Below are 15310 nucleotides of genomic sequence, written 5' to 3'. Positions count from 1 at the left end.
AGCTTAGAGCTTTTCTTAGTGCCATTCAGGTAAGAGTATCTTCCTCAGCACTAACTCTTATTTCCGCAAACCCCAGAGTCTGACCCCAAGCAGCATCGAAAACAGATTTTAAAGCAGAAACAACATCAGCAGAGTTGGAAGTCGTCGCAGTGCAAGAAAGGGAAACTCCCTCAATTAGCAAAATAAATATATTCCCTGGAGAAACATTCCCTACAGTACAAGTCACCACCTGATGAACAAGTGAAGCGTCCACACTAACGATAGTACCAAAAGAAACAGCCGTTCCTTGAAAGACAGCAGCAGCCTCTTGCTGTGGAGTTGAAGACGATGTACCAATCAATCTCAATACATCCCCAGGCTTAAAGACTGCTGGATTAGAAACAATAACATTATTGCTATCACTCGTGTATGGGCTAATAATTCTTGCTCTTGGTAATAAGCGATCGCCCGTTGCTAAGAAAGAACCTGCGCGAATACACCGCCCTAACGGTGCAATATAAGCAACATTCTCTGGTTCAATAACAGCACCGTACAGACTTTCAGTATTGACATTATTGTAAAGAATCGGCTTCTCAAATCGGTAAGCCTGACGTGAATACATTTACATACCTCCCTGTGCGAACCGCACAGTTATCAGTTATCCAAAAAGAACTCAGGAGTCAGAACTCAGGAGTCAGAATGACGAGTGTACGAGTGGCGATACGGTGAGGGTTTAAAGCCCCTGCGCTCCCGCATGGAGGAGCAGAAAGGCACAGCATCGTACTTGAAACCCCCGGATTCATCCGTGGGGATATTCTGAATTCTGAATTCTGAATTCTGACTCCTTCTTCTCACTCATATCCATTACGACTACGATATTCTTGAACAAAAGCAGATGCCTCTTCAGCTTGAGCATCATATGATCCAATCTTGTCATCAGCAATCTGAGTGAAGAAAAGAGCAGCACCAGAACTCCCATTCTTCTCCCGCCAATCCAAACAAAACTCAAGACGACTCAAGTAATCAGCCAAAGACAAACCCTGAGATTCCGAAAACTTTGAAAAGACAGCCACAACATCATCTTCAACAGACAAGTTAGCAAACAATGACTTTCTTTCTGCCGGGGTAATAACACGTTCAGCCAAAAGCTTATCAGCACGACGCTCAAGCTGATAAATCCGCTTCGTCATCGCTTGCTCTTGCTTCATTGCTGCAAACTCAGCCCGAAGTTCATTATCAGCAGCACTCATTTGAGTTTTATTTTCAACAGTCTCCTCAGAATCAATATCATCAATGCTCAAATCAAACAACTTCAGAGCATCAGCAGTGAACTGTTCCCAACCATCAGCAATAGCAGACTCAATTATATTTGATGCTTGACCCGCCTCCTCTTGTTGGAGGAGCGATCGCACAAGTTTACGAAACGCAACATAAGCCGCATCAAGTTTAGCCACTTCCTCAAACTCTGGAGAAGTAGCAAGCTCATCTTGCAAAACAACTGGCGTCACTTGTTTCATTATGTTATCCTTTTTTATCACTGACTTGATTCTGCGTGCCGAAAACCCAGGACGAACAAACACAGGTTTCCCATTCACCGTCCGAAAATACCCCTTACGCAACCCAGTCATGATGACTTCTTCTTCCTAGACTTCAGCTGAAGTTCAGCTACAGACTGCGGCTGTTCCTTTGAATAAGAAATTATAGGCATCACCTCAAGTCCAGTTATCCCTAAAAGCTGTCCCAAATCAGAAACAAAATCAGTAAATGCCTTATGCCGCAGCATAGTAGCATCAACATCATTAGCAGAATCAATAGAGCGCAGTACAGAAAAAAGTATAGACAAGCAATCCTGTGACTGTTCCTGCAACTTACGGCTTGCATCCATCTGCTGTTTCGCTTCTACATAATCCAGAGAAAACAAAGCAGGACCAACAATTGCAGGAAAAAGAACAGCACTCAATTCAAACAACCGCCGATTCGCCAAATCAATACCAGGAGATAAAAGCCTAATCAGCCCTTTACGTACATCATCAAGTCTAGAAACAACACGCACCTTACCAAAAACCGCCATCTTGCCCAACAAATCAGTCATCTCTGGTTTAGGTAAGTCCTTCTCCTCCACCACACGACTTTCCAAATGTGGTAAAACCTCACCAAGTTTTTTAATTTCGCCATTCAAATACAACTGTTTAGCATGGTCAAAGATAAAAGGAACTTCCTGACCCTTCGCTAATATAGAATTCGTATTATCAGTAATTTCCTGGATGTCATCAGCGGTGAAATCTATAGTACGACCATTACGGTCAGTGTGTCGCCCCTCAATTAAGATAAGAGCATTTTTCACCAAACCATCTTGGTACTCAAGAGAATCCCTCTCTTGTCCAAGCAAAGTACTAAAAGAATTAAAGTGAGCAATAGGCATATATTAAGACATACATATAAACAATTACAATAATTCCCACAATGAAAAACACCACAGCAAATTACGCCTTGCGGCTACCACGCTCTCTTAAAACAGAAGTCGAACGTCTAGCTGCACAAGATGGCGTCAGTGTCAATCAATTTATCGCCACCGCTGTAGCAGAGAAAATTTCAGCATTGAAAACATCTCAGTTTTTTGTTGAACGTCAAGCACAAGCTGACTTTGCGGCTTTCAACAGGATTATGACTCGTTCTGGTGATGAACCACCTCAACCAGGAGATGAGCCAATATAGTTCAATTAATCGACATTTTCTGAACGGGTAAATACATTAGTATCCCCCGTGTTCAAAGCAGCACTTAGCAAGAATCCGTTTATTTAGACGAAGACGATTAGGGCAAAGTCACTGACTATGGAAATTGTCACCAAAAGATTTCTTCTACGAGACTTTATCAAGGAAGACGAGCAAGAGTTTTTCGCCTATCATGCCGATTCACGGTATGCTGAATTCTGTGCGCCAGAAGAAGTCGCACCCAGCCATACACGCGAACTTCTGTGCCTTTTCAGTCAGTGGGCAGCCCAACGCCCCCGTCTCAATTATCAACTTGCCATTGCTCGTCGTCAGAACTCTCAGGAGTTAATTGGCTGTTGCGGACTGCGCCGTGAAAGCCACGATTCAGATAAAGCAGAACTGGGCATCGAATTGGCACCCCAGTTCTGGGGGCGTTACGCATACGCAATTGAGGTTGCGATCGCTTTAATTGAGTTTGGGTTCCGCGAGCTAGAGTTAAAAGAGATTCGAGGCATTTCCGTCAGTGCAAATTTACGTGTCGCACGTTTAGCGCACCGATATGGATTTGTCATAATTGGTACACGTCCTAGCCCAGATTGGATGCGTGAGCGAGGATGGAGCCAAATCGAATGGCAACTGACACGGGAATCCTGGGAAAGTTTATCAGCCCAAAACTTACGCATTTCAACGTCATTCCGTCGTTTGAATGGTTGGGACAAAACGAATCCCAATACCGAGTATTATTGAAGGATGTCTGAGAAGTCAAAATGTCATGCTGAACGGAGCGACAGCGTAGTGAAGCATCTCAAGACTACGCCTCAAACTCTGGATTCTTTGTTCCGCAACGCTTGTCTCAGAATGACAAAATATACCTTTCACATACTTTTTAGACATCCTCTTAGAGTGATTTGATAATTAGAGGAAAATCGATGCAAAGAAAGCTGATTTATCATGTCGGCACTACTCTTGACAATTATATTGCTCATGAAGATGGCTCAACTGATGGGTTCTCAGCATTCATGGAAGGAGAACACGTGACTGAATATCTTGAAAGTCTCAAAGCATACGACACGGTATTAATGGGTAAAGCCACGTATGAGTATGGCTATCAGTTCGGCGTTCAACCCGGACAACCTTCACCGACTTATCCCCACATGAAGCATTATATCTTCTCCAAGACATTACGCTTCGACACAGAGCCGGATGAGCAGGTCAAAATCATTGATAAAAACGAATTAGAATTTGTAAAGCAATTAAAAGAAGAGGAGGGAACGGATATTTATTTATGCGGAGGTGGAACTTTTGCAGGTTTTCTGTTTGAGAATGAACTGATTGATGAATTAATAATCAAGCTTTATCCTGTTATCTTTGGTAGTGGCATAAGGCTTTTTGGAAAAAGTACAAAAGCAATTGATTTATCGTTAATTAATTCAAAGGTGTACAAGACCGGTGTCTTGTTATTAACCTACAAGTTAAATTATAAATAAAAGTGTTTTGTTGCTTGTTTTGTAGAAAATGAACAGAAGCCTATATTTTTTATTCAAAAATAATATTCCAAAAATAAAATGACAGACAGCTTAACCTACCAAATCTCTGCACAGCTAATGCAAAGAGAATTAGCCGCAGAAATAGAAGGAATTTTCACATCATTCGCACAAAACTTAACTTATAAAGAAGACTACTCACTCGAAGACTTAGCCAAAATGCTCAAAGAATGCCCTATTAATCGAGTGGCTATCAGCATCACGGCACTACGAGCATTAACAGAATTTGGTGAGTACTTTCACAACGATACACACACCTATCAAACCCCCAATGGACCAATGACAATCACCCAATGGGTGCGCTCCAATTTTGAAAGTATGAAAGGGAGTTTGCACACCATTATTGGGAAAATGATTAAGCAGGCATACTCTCTAGGAACTTCCTGTGCAGAAATAGTATGGACAGCACAAAAAGGAGAATGGCGACTGCACAAAATCAAAATCCTCAATCCTCTACATTACAGCTTTACAGGCAGCACCAACAAAATAGATAACATTATTTATAAAAAATCCTCTCCATCAAAACTCATCCCCTACCAAAAACTCATTCACATCTACAACCCCAGCATTGAGGAGCCAGACGATCCACAAGGCGACCCCCAAGCAGCCAGAGCTTACCCCTACTTCCAAGCAAGACAACTCTTTTTCAAACAATGGACAACAGCAGGACAGCGACAAGCCACAGGACTCCTTGTTGTCCAAGCGCCTGGAGACAAAATGGTCGCTATTCTTAATGCTCAAGGAGAGCCAGTCAAAAAAGAAGACGGTTCTCTCAAAACTCAAAACGCAATTTACGCCACAGTCTCAGCCGCCCAAAATGCTGAAAACCGTAGTGTGTTTGGAACAGATATCAAAAATAAAGTATTCCAAATTCCAGGCAATGCAGGCGAGAAGTTCTTTGAAGTCGCACTACAGCACTACCAAAAAATGGTGTTCTATTCCTACGGAGTTCCTTCAACCATCTTTGATGATACAGCATCAGGCATCGGCAACGCTGGTATCAATGAAGGGCATCGACTGATACTTGACTCTCAAATTGAAGCAATCATGACCAGCACTAGAGACGAAATTCTAGAAAAGGTAGTGAAACCTCTCCTTATTGTTAACTTTGGTAAAAAGTTTGAAAATAATCTCGGAGAGTTCAAAGTAGAGAAAGAGATTGACCCAGCAGCTATGAATGCTAGAGTTCTCAGCCTATCGCTAGCAATGAGCAATGGTATTATCAGCACCAAAGATTTAGAAGCAGTGAATAAGTTGCGAGAAGATTTAGGACTGTCGGCACTGTCTAAAGAAGAGTTTAGGATGCAAGCTTTAAATCAGTGAACAGTGAAGGAGTCAGGAGTCAGGAGTCAGGAGTCAGGAGCGGAGCCGGAGACGCTCCGCCTCCGGTCAGAAAACTAAATTCTTTATTTCCTCTTTCTGAATACTGAATTCAGAATTGCTGACTTCTTCTTCAAACTGATAACTGATAACTGAAGCAACCTAGCTTCTATCATACTGCGATCGCCTTTGGCACGCTCGCTTGCCCAATCGCACTCTGCGTAGTGCCCTGACGCGCGATCGCATTATCAATATCCTCAGTATGCCTATAACTCAAGCGCGATCGCTTCCACTTTCGCCCAATGGCTATCATCGCGGCTTCCATCTCGTCATCGGTAGCGACTTCTATCATGTCCACCAGAGAGCGCAAGCCTTTGGTATCTTCACCTGACAAAGCATTCATGACACCTATGCTTAATCTTTCCAGGGTTACTTGCCTTTGTGCAACAGGAAGCACACTCAGGATTTTGAAGTAATTACCAGCTTTTAGGTCATTTTTCCCATCAAGAAACTTACTGAGAGTACTTTCATGTACACCCGCCTTTACAGCAATTTCTCTTGCTGTTAACCCACTTTCTCTAATTGCTGCAATTAATATTTCTTGATGCCTATCCATATTGCTGCTACTTGCCATTTTCCAAGTTATTGTATACTATCAAACTGAACTAGGAAGTACAAGATGTGCAAAAATCACATTGGCATTACTCCTGGAGACTTTTAACGCTCATACCGCAATCGCATTATCAATATTCTCTGTGTGCCTATGACAAGAGCGCGATCGCTTCCACTTTCGCCCAATCGCTATCATCGCGGCTTCCATCTCGTCATCATCAGCGAGTTCAATCAGTTCTACCAGTTTTGGCTCCACATCAACTTTTTTTACGGGTTCTTGCGCTAGTAACTGGCAAAAGTAGAGCCTTGAACCAGGAGCTAAGGAGTCCATTGCCTCCAGCAGTGCCATGAAAACTTCTGGACTGACCCACGCTTTCCCCATACGAAATTCGGATAAATGATTGGCACTGATTCCAGCCAGCTTTGCCAGTTCCTTTCCCCGAATTCCATACCTGTCCTGAGCTTGCTTGAAAAGCTGGTGAACCTGCATAAACATTTGTCTCCAAAATCCATCTAGTAGTTGTATAATCTTTAAATCAAACTACTAAACTAGTCGTCTAAAACTAATAGGTTGATAAACGCTCATAAACATTAGTGTAAACCCCCAACTGGCATTGGAGGACGTCTTTTGCGTGTGAAATTATGACAGAAAAAATTGTAGAAAAATTCTTCCCTTTGCAGCATGACGAATGGGTCAAAACGTGTAGAGAACTGATTATACCACAAAAACCCAGCCCTATCTACATATGTAGACAAGGGCAGAAACTTCCGTTTCATTAATTTATTAATTCATTCATTCATCCATTATGACAGACGCAAAGATTCAAGGAAAGTTTTATCCACTTCAACATGAGGAATGGGTAAAAGCTAGTAAGGAGCTTACGCACACGCAGCTTCGTATTTTGTACTACCTCAGAACTTTAGACCCGTACAGTAATGGGCTTCAGGTAAAAGCCTCAAAAATAGCTGAGTTTTTAGAAATTTCTAGGCAGGCAGTTTATAAGGCTTTTGATGTCCTTGAAGAAAAGGGCTACATCGAACGCGAGGACATGAACTTTACGTTAAAGTTGCGCTCGCTTGGCTACCTATGTGACACTTCTTTAATTGCACACTATTGTCAATCTACGGCGACAGATGTAAACGTAGGGCGACAATTGTCAACTGACGGCGACAGTTGTAAAACTACGGCGACAGATGTAAACGTAGGGCGACAATTGTCAACTGACGGCGACAGTTGTAAAACTACGGCGACAGATGTCGCCCTACGGCGACAAACGGAGCCTGAAAGCCTTGTATCGCAAGCGTCGCAGCCCTCTAAGATTAATAAAGATTATTCAGATCTTTTAGACTCTCTCTCAGAAGCGGAGAGAGAGAACTTTGAACAATTTGTCAGGGACTCTTGGAGAAAGATAACCGCCAAGAACGGAGAGCCAGGGAAGGAAATTATCAGCCTAGAAAGGTTTCTTAGTAAACCTGAAGACTTAAACAATTGGTGGGAGAAATTTTTAAATTCCTCTGCTGGTCGCAAAGCTTTGAAGAAAGCTGCAACTGGGCACGATTGGCACAAAGACCCCCGCTTCAATGAATGGATTTGGGAAGCTTTTGAACGCGGTTATGAGTGGGTACACGAGAGCGAAGCCGAACGTGAAGAACGTAATTTGTTCTATGACTGGGCGTTTGCGGTCAATGCTTTTGAGGGGGTATGCTTATGAATTTCCCACAATTACCCCGCGAACCCATTCGCCCAGAACGGGAAAAACCAGAGGCAGAAGAAGTTTGGCAACCAACGTGGAAGTGCTTCTGCTGCCAAGATACAGGAAAAGTCCAGCTTCACCTGATTCGGTTAGTCATTCCAGATTACGACCACCACCGCGATAAATCCGTGGTTTGTCAAAACCCCCAGTGCTCAGCTGGGGGAATAATAAGAGGCAACCCCAATTATGACCAGCGCTTTACGGCTAGTACCTGTGCCAAATTAGATCAATTTTCCCGCTCAGACTGGCAACAAAGCATTCTAAAAGGATTCTCAGAAACTCACTTAGAAATTCAAAAGCGTATCAAGGAGTTTGCCACTGCAAAGAGTTTGCGGCAACGCGATCGCACCCCCACTGAAGAAATGCTAGCCCAGCAGCTCCATGCTGCAGCGCTTGATGGATGGGGAAGTGAACCCGTCACTGAGGAAGAAAAGGAATTTGTAGCCGCTTGCAAGGAGAAGTTTGACACTCTCGTGCCTGAAGGCGATACGCCGCCAGAAGTCTGCCCTGAGCGCAAAGCGCACGCTGCGCGAACAGGCAATCGCCCTTTGGGCGGCTCCCAGAAGGAGCATCACCCTTGCGGGGAAAACTTATTGAGAAGTTAAAACTGTTCACTGTTCACTGTTCACTGTTGGAACAAGCAAGGGGGTACAGTTCCGTGACACAACTTTTTGATGTTGAGCAGTACACCAAGCCCAGGCGCAAGCACAAACGCGATTGGGACGGTGGAGTAGATCCAGCCTGGGAGGACGGTAGCGCATTTCCTTCTATGTGGAAAGTTGGAGAGCGCGTCTGCGTAAAAATTGACGCAGAACTTCCTTGGCACAAAAGTTACCTACTTTGCAACATCGGCACTGTTGCAGCACTGAAAGGTCGCAGCGTCTCTGTTTTGTTTAATGAATCCCGTAATTACGAACCGCACGAAGTCGAACTAGACGAAAGTTGCTTTGAGCCATGTCCAGCAGAATCAGACACACCAGCAAATGTGCTGGAATCGGATCAATCAAAAACGGAACTTTATCAGCAGGGATTAAATGGGAATGAGTCTGAATGCTTACAATGCTTGACGAGTTTGCCGGAATTGGGGGCGCAACACTTGCCGCAGAGCAATTCGGTATTAAAACAACACAGTTTGTTGAAATCGACCTTGATGCCCAACAAGTCCTCAAGCATCGCTTTCCCAACATCCCCATTCACGACGACATCAGAACTTATCACCCCAAATCAGGAGAACATGACATTCATTGGGTATCATTTCCCTGCACTGGAACCAGCATCGCTGGTAACGGAACCGGACTCAACCACCCAGAGTCAGCCCTTTGGTTTGAAGCCCTGCGATGCATCGCCGACGGTTCCCCTCACTTCGTCATCATCGAAAATCCTCCAGGGGTTATCAGTCGAGGACTTCGAGCAATTTTTGGAGGACTCAGAATTTGCAGATATTGTTGGGACGATCCACAAATCATATCAGCAAAGGAACTCGGAGCGCCGCACGAAAGAAAAAGGCTTTTCATCATTGCCTACCCCGACCACTTACGCCAAAGGTTCTACAAGATGCCGACCCGCTGGGGCGACCAGATTGGAACAGTCATTGAGGGAATTTATCAGCAAGGGGGACAAGTTACACCCAGCAGTGCCAGGATGGATGATGGGGTTCCCCGTTGGGTGGGTAGAAGAAATATTGATGGCTGGTGGGCAAGCAATCTCAATACAGCTCCCTTTTACCCCGGAATGCGTCACCACACACCAAAGCGAAGGGAAGCAAACGACCTCTACGCCCGTTCAGTCTGTCCCCTCCAAGCTGCGATCGCAATTCGCCGCGTCCTCTACCTCCAAAGTCTGTTGTCCTAGCTGTGAGCAGCCTTTGTTAAATCTGGCTGATGGTTGCAGTTTCTGCGGCTGGGTGCAGTCCTTTAACGAGGACTCAACCGTTAGTACTGAGTTGGAATCCTCCCCTGACACAGAAACAGTACTAATGGTTCACTCAACCGTTAGTACTCAAGCAGAGAATCAACAGGAAACAGTACTAACGGTTAACCACTCCTCAACCGTTAGTACTGAGTTGGAATCCTCCCCTGACACAGAAACAGTACTAATGGTTCACTCAACCGTTAGTACTCAAGCAGAGAATCAACAGGAAACAGTACTAACGGTTAACCACTCCTCAACCGTTAGTACTGAGTTGGAATCCTCCCCTGACATAGAAACAGTACTAATGGTTCACTCAACCGTTAGTACTAAACGCAGAAGCCGGGGAGAAGGAACAGGTAGAATTCAGTGGCGGACTATTACTAAGAAGAACGGCAAGCAGTACAAGCAAGCTTGGTATGATTGGCAAATACATCAAGGTGACAAAGTAATTTCTAAAACCGCTTATATTCAATCGCGACTCATTCAAACTATCCAGGAATTAGAAGAAGCTAAAGTGCCAATTATAGAGATTTTGAAATTACTAGGTAAAACGCTGTAATGCTTTATATAAAAGGGTTAAAACGCATTTTTTATAGTAAAATAAACACATAGCCTCATCAATGCTGAAATATTCTGGGGCTGGTCAACCTGTCAGTATGAGTTTTGGAGTAAAGGCGATCGCCTTGTCGGTTTGCGGACAAAGTGAAAATTGGGTTAGGTCGATGGAGGGTATTATCCCTGAGAATTAATAGTAAATTGTATGTACACAGAAAAAGACATAGAAAAATTATTTGGCACTGAAGTTTTAAATTACCTAAAACACAAAAATGCTGGAGGTATAAATAGTAGCAAAGGAAATCAATATGAAGATATCTTTGCTGTTTATCAGTTGGGTCTACTCTCAAGATGTGCTATAGAATGCAATAAAGAAATCTATTTTTTGAGTCAATGCTTTGCATTTGTTGATGATTTGATTATTGATGAAAAAACTGATAATGTACTTAGACACTTTCAATTGAAAAACAGTTTAAGCGTTTCTTGGGGAGAAGGGAACAAATCAATATGTGATGATTTTCAGAAACAATATACACTAAATAAGTCATTTTCTAGACAATCTGAAATTAATTTAGTAGTTTCTAGTGAGAAGGTACGAGATAAATTAGCTCAAAATATGCCAGATATTATTATAACTTATAGCCAAGTAGTTTACTTTTCTTTTGAAGAAAACCTTGTTAAGTTAATTAATAAAGATAAAAATTTTAGACAGGCTATAGAGTATCTTTGTGCTGTTGATGAACCTGAACTAGACAAGCTTGAATGTGTAGCAACAGTATTACTTGGGGCGTGGATTACCAGTAACAAATCTAGAACATCTGTAATGGATGTTATCAAAAAGGCTCAACAGTCAACGCCTTCGTACATTCGTTCTTTCCAGAAACAGTTGCAGTTAGACCCGGAGGTTGAAAATATTTTCAATAAAATTGAAGGTTTTACTTACAAACTGACAAGAGGTTTTCTAAATTGGAAATTTGAAGATGGATTGTTTGAAGGTACACTCCCTTATAGTCTTGAAAAAGATGATTTCAAACGATTTCAACAACTCATTAAAAAACATAAACCTACTAGTTTTGAGGAACTGGAGGTCTTCTTGATATGACTAGAACTTACTCAAACTTATGTAATGAAGATGTCAAAGTCTGGCTTGAGACCCTGGCGGATAAAAGCGTTAATTCAGAAAAATACAAGGAAATAATGACCAAAATCGGTATGAGTCTTGGTGATTGTGTGTTAGCTCAAATTGATGATTATTTGTCTGATGTATACCTTGCTTGTACTGTGGAAGACGCTGATTTTTTAGCTAAAGGTATGCTTATTCGTCTGGAGAAACAGATTCAAAAAGTTGCTTTTGCTTGTTTTTGGAATCAGCGATTCTCGCCCTTTGAAATTGAAGATTTAAAAGTAGCTCCTATATTAAAAAAATATCAAGAACCTTCTAACAATCAAGTGAAATATTTAATAGTTGTTAAATCTATTATTTCCGGTGCATGTGTAGTTAGAACAAATTTGATTAACCTTATCCAAAAAATTGAACCAGAAAAAATATTTATAGTTGCTCCTGTAATTTATCATAATGCAGAGCAGAAATTAAAAAATGAATTTGAAGAACCTATTTATGATAAATTTCAATTTTTCTACTTTGCCAAAGATGATAAACGTACTTCTGAAGGTGAGGTAATTCCAGGAATAGGCGGAAATGTTTATTTGCGACTTGGATTTGAGGGACAGAATAATAAAAATGAGTATATACCTACAATTGTTAAACTGAGACGCTCTAAATTCATACATCGAAGTAAATCATCAACCTTCACTGAACTCTAAAAAATGAGCGAACCGGAAGTAATGGGTTTACCCTTAGAGTTAGAATAGAAGTCTTGACAAGAAGTTGTCAGTACGAGGAAGATAAACATATGTCGTACATTACGAGTGTTGAGAGAATCGGAATTCAAAAAGGAATCGAGCAAAGCCAAAATCAGATGAGACAGGTGCTGTTAGAATGTCTTGAGCTGGTGTTGGAGTTAAAATTTGGCACTCTTGGGTTAAGTTTGTTGCCAGAAATTTCACAAATTAAAGATGTGGAACAATTAAGGCAAATCGCCTCTGGGTTAAAAACAGTGAATACTCTTTCTGAACTGCGTTCTATCTATCAGTCTACAACCACTGAATAAGAGCGGTTTTGCAACAAAACCTTAACAGTTCTGAGTCTGCGCTTGGGAATTGGATAATTCGCTGCAAAATGTCATTCAATTTGATGACGAGAGGAAGTCCTTCTTCTAGAACCTGGGATACTGAGTGCCTGGAACAAGGAATTAGTATCAGGTCAGCGGTTGCATCATTTAAGGTAACTATCAGCAATAGCAGCAAAATTTACATTATTAAAATCAATATATCCAGAAAATGAGTTATTAATTGTTTCTTCTAATACATCAGAATCATTCCACGAAGAGGGAAACCAAAAATCACTTCTAATTTCTAAGTCTTTATATTTCCCGCTAGATTCTATGCGCTGTTGTAACAAATACTCGTAAACAAATTGTTTCCTGATACTTCTTTCTTTCAATTCTCGGAAATTGTTACTAATAGAAAAATCTTCTGGTTCTAAATATTTGATATCAACTATCCGAAAACCGCAAGATACTTTTTGTATAAAATCAGCAAACCTACTAACTAAATCATCGATATCCTTCTTAAAAGGTTCGACAATATAATATCGAAATAAAGAACTATTAAAAACATTAGAACGATCAACTGGCACATCTAAATGAATTCGTAAAAAATATTTAAATTTATCTGGAGTAAAAACACCATTTCTCAAAGCAACGCAAAAGACATGATTAACTTTAAACATCAAATCAAATTCACTAGAGTTTAATTCATTGACATCAATCTCCCAAAATGAATAAAAATTCTCAGGCAACTGCGAATTAATCAATAGTTCTTCATTGATGACAGGATATATCTTTTCTAGCTCTACAAAAGTATGTCCGGTTTGTGGAAATTGATTGATATAACCTATTTTTATGTCAATAACAGTGTATTTTTTACCAGGTTTTTGACAAGTGAAACGGGTTTCGTAAGAATAATCATTCCAAAGTGCTCCATTCCATGCATAACTTTTCTTTAAGTGATAAACATTATTTTGTCTAAAATAGCTACCAACATAATATACAACTGCATCAGGCATTAGCTGCTTGCCATTAATTATAAAAGCATCAGTCAAATCCAATATTTTTGGCTTACTATTAACTAATGCCAGTACATCATCAGCTATATATCTACCATCCAAATGCAAAATATTTTCTGGCGCTACATTCTTCGCTAAGTATGTTAGGCACATAGATTCCCAAACGCTATGGAAGTTCTTAATACCCCAAATTTCCCCTTCATCCTGTTGGGATAGTTCTCCATATAAAAATAACTCAATCGCATCGTGAAACTGCCAAAAATCATCATCCTTAAGCGGAGTAGAACGTTTGATTAACTCCAAAGCATCCTTGAGAATATCTACAGTTTGAGTACAGTACTCTTCATGGAATAAACTGTACTCTGCCCCTATATATCTATGTTTAAAATCTTCTGCTAGTACCTGCAACTCAGGGGGAATTTCTTCATCTAGCTGCTGCTTAATTTCCCAGAGGATATAGCAATACATTGCCACAATATCTGTAGACTGGTACTGTACTTGCTGTCGGGGCAAGGTCATTGCATCAATATATGCCGCACCATTATTTTGATACACTGCCCTGTGCAAAAAGCGATGAATCTGAGAGTAGTCAACTTTCTCAGTTATCCCTAACCGATAAGCCAAAGACAGTATTTTTAGTTCATCATAAGCAGCCAAGATAGCACCAATATTATCTAGCTTGGAATAGAGCATATTTCCTTCATTTACAACATCAGGTAGGCTAATTTCCTGAGTGCTGCCATCACCCCGAACAACTCCATCTCTATCAGCAGCAGATTGCAGATATCCTTTCAAATTGCAAATATTTTTAAATTGGCATAATATCTTGTAGAGCAAGAAGAATATATAGCATTTGTTATTATACGTATCAAACACAGCAGGGTCAAAACCACGGGGCAAGCACAATTGGATTTGGGAATCGCGCTTTTGAATGCCGACAAACGAATATTTATCGTTAACAACTGGTTGCAATTCGTGGAAATTTAGCATTAGTTAAACGGAATATCATCATCGTCTTTTTCTTCTACAGTAGGCACGCTATCATGCCAGTACTCTAGTAAGTCTGTTGTATAAATCAAAAAATCAGTAAAGGTAACTAAGCTAATATTTTTATTCTTTAATTTATCTCGAATAAATTCAGTTAATAATTGCTTATTTCTGGCAAATACACTGTCCCATAGATAAAACATTAGTTTATCTTGCACCTGTTCCAGAGTTACTTCACCATCTTTAGGCTTGATAAACCACCAACCAATTAGTTTATCTTCTATCCTTCTAATACTGTAAGAGTGGGATTTGATAAATTCATTTACTCCTACAATACAGCGATACCAATCTAAAAACTTACCATCACTTAGTGGTAAATTAGTATATAGCACCGCATCAGGTATAGTTTTGGATGACATATTAGCTTTACTAGGAGCATCTACATACTCCCAATCCCAACGACGCTTAAAAGCACTGTCTAAGTAATAAATAGATTCATCAGATGTATTGATGGTTGCAATAATTGATAGATTGGAGGGAATATTAATTTTACGACTTTTCAGGTTGTTGAACAATCTTAAACCATTTTGGTTTGAGTTATGTTTTAATTTCTGTTCAAACCAGTTGCCAAATAACTCAAAATTAGTGCCATCAACCTGTATCACACCATCATTGGAAACATTAGCCTTATACCCCAATACGGTTCAGTTAAGGCTGAAAGTTTTTGGGAGAATGTGAAATTTGGGAGC

At 40.8% G+C, this 15310-nt stretch carries 19 protein-coding genes; 12 read left to right on the top strand and 7 right to left on the bottom strand.

Going from position 1 to position 15310, the window contains the following annotated elements; all coding sequences use genetic code 11:
- Positions 1-25: 25 nt before the first annotated feature.
- From DP117_RS28415 to DP117_RS28405, 3 genes are all read right to left on the bottom strand, one after another.
- Complete coding sequence (locus tag DP117_RS28415; RefSeq protein WP_169221556.1) at positions 26-601, bottom strand: hypothetical protein; 576 nt, start codon at positions 599-601, stop codon at positions 26-28.
- Positions 602-830: 229 nt separating this feature from the next.
- The gene (locus tag DP117_RS28410) at positions 831-1607 is read right to left on the bottom strand and encodes a hypothetical protein (protein ID WP_169221555.1); all 777 of its coding nucleotides are present in this window, start codon (positions 1605-1607) and stop codon (positions 831-833) included.
- Positions 1604-2401 (bottom strand): hypothetical protein, encoded by a 798-nt coding sequence (locus DP117_RS28405; RefSeq protein WP_169221554.1) that lies wholly within the window; start codon positions 2399-2401, stop codon positions 1604-1606. The genes DP117_RS28410 and DP117_RS28405 overlap by 4 nt, the downstream gene beginning before the upstream one ends.
- Before the next feature lie 41 nt (positions 2402-2442).
- Here DP117_RS28405 and DP117_RS28400 point away from each other — a divergent pair, with 41 nt between their 5' ends.
- The 4 genes from DP117_RS28400 to DP117_RS28385 all read left to right on the top strand — a co-directional run bounded on the left by DP117_RS28400 (position 2443) and on the right by DP117_RS28385 (position 5558).
- Positions 2443-2694 carry a toxin-antitoxin system HicB family antitoxin gene (locus tag DP117_RS28400; protein WP_169221553.1) on the top strand — a complete coding sequence of 84 codons (252 nt, stop codon included), beginning with the start codon at positions 2443-2445 and terminating at the stop codon, positions 2692-2694.
- A 117-nt stretch (positions 2695-2811) separates the two neighbouring features.
- A complete protein-coding gene (locus DP117_RS28395; RefSeq protein WP_169221552.1) occupies positions 2812-3438 on the top strand; it encodes a GNAT family N-acetyltransferase in 627 nt (208 codons plus the stop codon).
- Between the two features lie 182 nt (positions 3439-3620).
- On the top strand, positions 3621-4178 hold the full coding sequence (locus tag DP117_RS28390; protein WP_169221551.1) for a dihydrofolate reductase family protein: 558 nt from the start codon (positions 3621-3623) through the stop codon (positions 4176-4178).
- Positions 4179-4256: 78 nt separating this feature from the next.
- Positions 4257-5558, top strand: a complete 1302-nt coding sequence (locus DP117_RS28385; RefSeq protein WP_169221550.1) for a hypothetical protein — start codon at positions 4257-4259, stop codon at positions 5556-5558.
- Positions 5559-5727: 169 nt separating this feature from the next.
- Here the strand turns inward: DP117_RS28385 and DP117_RS35630 are convergent, their stop codons facing one another.
- Positions 5728-6171 (bottom strand): helix-turn-helix domain-containing protein, encoded by a 444-nt coding sequence (locus DP117_RS35630; RefSeq protein ID WP_211176398.1) that lies wholly within the window; start codon positions 6169-6171, stop codon positions 5728-5730.
- A gap of 108 nt (positions 6172-6279) precedes the next feature.
- Positions 6280-6657, bottom strand: coding sequence for a helix-turn-helix transcriptional regulator (locus DP117_RS28375; protein WP_169221549.1), 378 nt, complete (start codon positions 6655-6657; stop codon positions 6280-6282).
- 316 nt (positions 6658-6973) lie between these two features.
- Here DP117_RS28375 and DP117_RS28370 point away from each other — a divergent pair, with 316 nt between their 5' ends.
- From DP117_RS28370 to DP117_RS28340, 8 genes are all read left to right on the top strand, one after another.
- Positions 6974-7879 (top strand): MarR family transcriptional regulator, encoded by a 906-nt coding sequence (locus DP117_RS28370; protein ID WP_169221548.1) that lies wholly within the window; start codon positions 6974-6976, stop codon positions 7877-7879.
- On the top strand, positions 7876-8526 hold the full coding sequence (locus DP117_RS28365; RefSeq protein WP_169221547.1) for a hypothetical protein: 651 nt from the start codon (positions 7876-7878) through the stop codon (positions 8524-8526). The genes DP117_RS28370 and DP117_RS28365 overlap by 4 nt, the downstream gene beginning before the upstream one ends.
- A gap of 445 nt (positions 8527-8971) precedes the next feature.
- The gene (locus DP117_RS28360) at positions 8972-9772 is read left to right on the top strand and encodes a DNA cytosine methyltransferase (protein ID WP_169221546.1); all 801 of its coding nucleotides are present in this window, start codon (positions 8972-8974) and stop codon (positions 9770-9772) included.
- Positions 9773-9896: 124 nt separating this feature from the next.
- Entirely contained in the window at positions 9897-10391 is a 495-nt protein-coding gene (locus DP117_RS28355; RefSeq protein ID WP_169221545.1) for a hypothetical protein, read from the top strand.
- Between the two features lie 61 nt (positions 10392-10452).
- On the top strand, positions 10453-10581 hold the full coding sequence (locus DP117_RS37080; RefSeq protein WP_282440330.1) for a hypothetical protein: 129 nt from the start codon (positions 10453-10455) through the stop codon (positions 10579-10581).
- 11 nt (positions 10582-10592) lie between these two features.
- Positions 10593-11489: a hypothetical protein gene (locus DP117_RS28350; protein ID WP_169221544.1), complete on the top strand. Its 897-nt coding sequence runs from the start codon at positions 10593-10595 to the stop codon at positions 11487-11489.
- Complete coding sequence (locus DP117_RS28345) at positions 11486-12211, top strand: hypothetical protein (RefSeq protein ID WP_169221543.1); 726 nt, start codon at positions 11486-11488, stop codon at positions 12209-12211. The genes DP117_RS28350 and DP117_RS28345 overlap by 4 nt, the downstream gene beginning before the upstream one ends.
- Before the next feature lie 89 nt (positions 12212-12300).
- A complete protein-coding gene (locus tag DP117_RS28340) occupies positions 12301-12558 on the top strand; it encodes a hypothetical protein (protein WP_169221542.1) in 258 nt (85 codons plus the stop codon).
- Positions 12559-12722: 164 nt separating this feature from the next.
- Here DP117_RS28340 and DP117_RS28335 read toward each other — a convergent pair whose 3' ends face one another.
- Both DP117_RS28335 and DP117_RS28330 read right to left on the bottom strand, forming a co-directional pair.
- On the bottom strand, positions 12723-14546 hold the full coding sequence (locus DP117_RS28335) for a hypothetical protein (RefSeq protein ID WP_169221541.1): 1824 nt from the start codon (positions 14544-14546) through the stop codon (positions 12723-12725).
- Between the two features lie 17 nt (positions 14547-14563).
- A complete protein-coding gene (locus DP117_RS28330) occupies positions 14564-15226 on the bottom strand; it encodes a hypothetical protein (protein ID WP_211176397.1) in 663 nt (220 codons plus the stop codon).
- Between the last annotated feature and the right edge of the window lie 84 nt (positions 15227-15310).

The organism is Brasilonema sp. UFV-L1 (assembly GCF_012912105.1).
GTDB lineage: Bacteria > Cyanobacteriota > Cyanobacteriia > Cyanobacteriales > Nostocaceae > Brasilonema.
This window is presented reverse-complemented; position numbering and strand designations above follow the sequence as displayed.

Excerpts from the sequence above, each read along its gene's own strand:
- DP117_RS28345 (WP_169221543.1), top strand. The coding sequence starts at position 11,486 with ATGACTAGAACTTACTCAAACTTATGTAATGAAGATGTCAAAGTCTGG.
- DP117_RS37080 (WP_282440330.1), top strand. The coding sequence starts at position 10,453 with ATGCTGAAATATTCTGGGGCTGGTCAACCTGTCAGTATGAGTTTTGGA.
- DP117_RS28415 (WP_169221556.1), bottom strand. The coding sequence starts at position 601 with ATGTATTCACGTCAGGCTTACCGATTTGAGAAGCCGATTCTTTACAAT.
- DP117_RS28400 (WP_169221553.1), top strand. The coding sequence starts at position 2,443 with ATGAAAAACACCACAGCAAATTACGCCTTGCGGCTACCACGCTCTCTT.
- DP117_RS28365 (WP_169221547.1), top strand. The coding sequence starts at position 7,876 with ATGAATTTCCCACAATTACCCCGCGAACCCATTCGCCCAGAACGGGAA.
- DP117_RS28405 (WP_169221554.1), bottom strand. The coding sequence starts at position 2,401 with ATGCCTATTGCTCACTTTAATTCTTTTAGTACTTTGCTTGGACAAGAG.
- DP117_RS28370 (WP_169221548.1), top strand. The coding sequence starts at position 6,974 with ATGACAGACGCAAAGATTCAAGGAAAGTTTTATCCACTTCAACATGAG.
- DP117_RS28355 (WP_169221545.1), top strand. The coding sequence starts at position 9,897 with ATGGTTCACTCAACCGTTAGTACTCAAGCAGAGAATCAACAGGAAACA.
- DP117_RS28360 (WP_169221546.1), top strand. The coding sequence starts at position 8,972 with ATGCTTACAATGCTTGACGAGTTTGCCGGAATTGGGGGCGCAACACTT.
- DP117_RS28390 (WP_169221551.1), top strand. The coding sequence starts at position 3,621 with ATGCAAAGAAAGCTGATTTATCATGTCGGCACTACTCTTGACAATTAT.
- DP117_RS28410 (WP_169221555.1), bottom strand. The coding sequence starts at position 1,607 with ATGACTGGGTTGCGTAAGGGGTATTTTCGGACGGTGAATGGGAAACCT.
- DP117_RS28350 (WP_169221544.1), top strand. The coding sequence starts at position 10,593 with ATGTACACAGAAAAAGACATAGAAAAATTATTTGGCACTGAAGTTTTA.
- DP117_RS28395 (WP_169221552.1), top strand. The coding sequence starts at position 2,812 with ATGGAAATTGTCACCAAAAGATTTCTTCTACGAGACTTTATCAAGGAA.
- DP117_RS35630 (WP_211176398.1), bottom strand. The coding sequence starts at position 6,171 with ATGGATAGGCATCAAGAAATATTAATTGCAGCAATTAGAGAAAGTGGG.
- DP117_RS28375 (WP_169221549.1), bottom strand. The coding sequence starts at position 6,657 with ATGCAGGTTCACCAGCTTTTCAAGCAAGCTCAGGACAGGTATGGAATT.
- DP117_RS28340 (WP_169221542.1), top strand. The coding sequence starts at position 12,301 with ATGTCGTACATTACGAGTGTTGAGAGAATCGGAATTCAAAAAGGAATC.
- DP117_RS28385 (WP_169221550.1), top strand. The coding sequence starts at position 4,257 with ATGACAGACAGCTTAACCTACCAAATCTCTGCACAGCTAATGCAAAGA.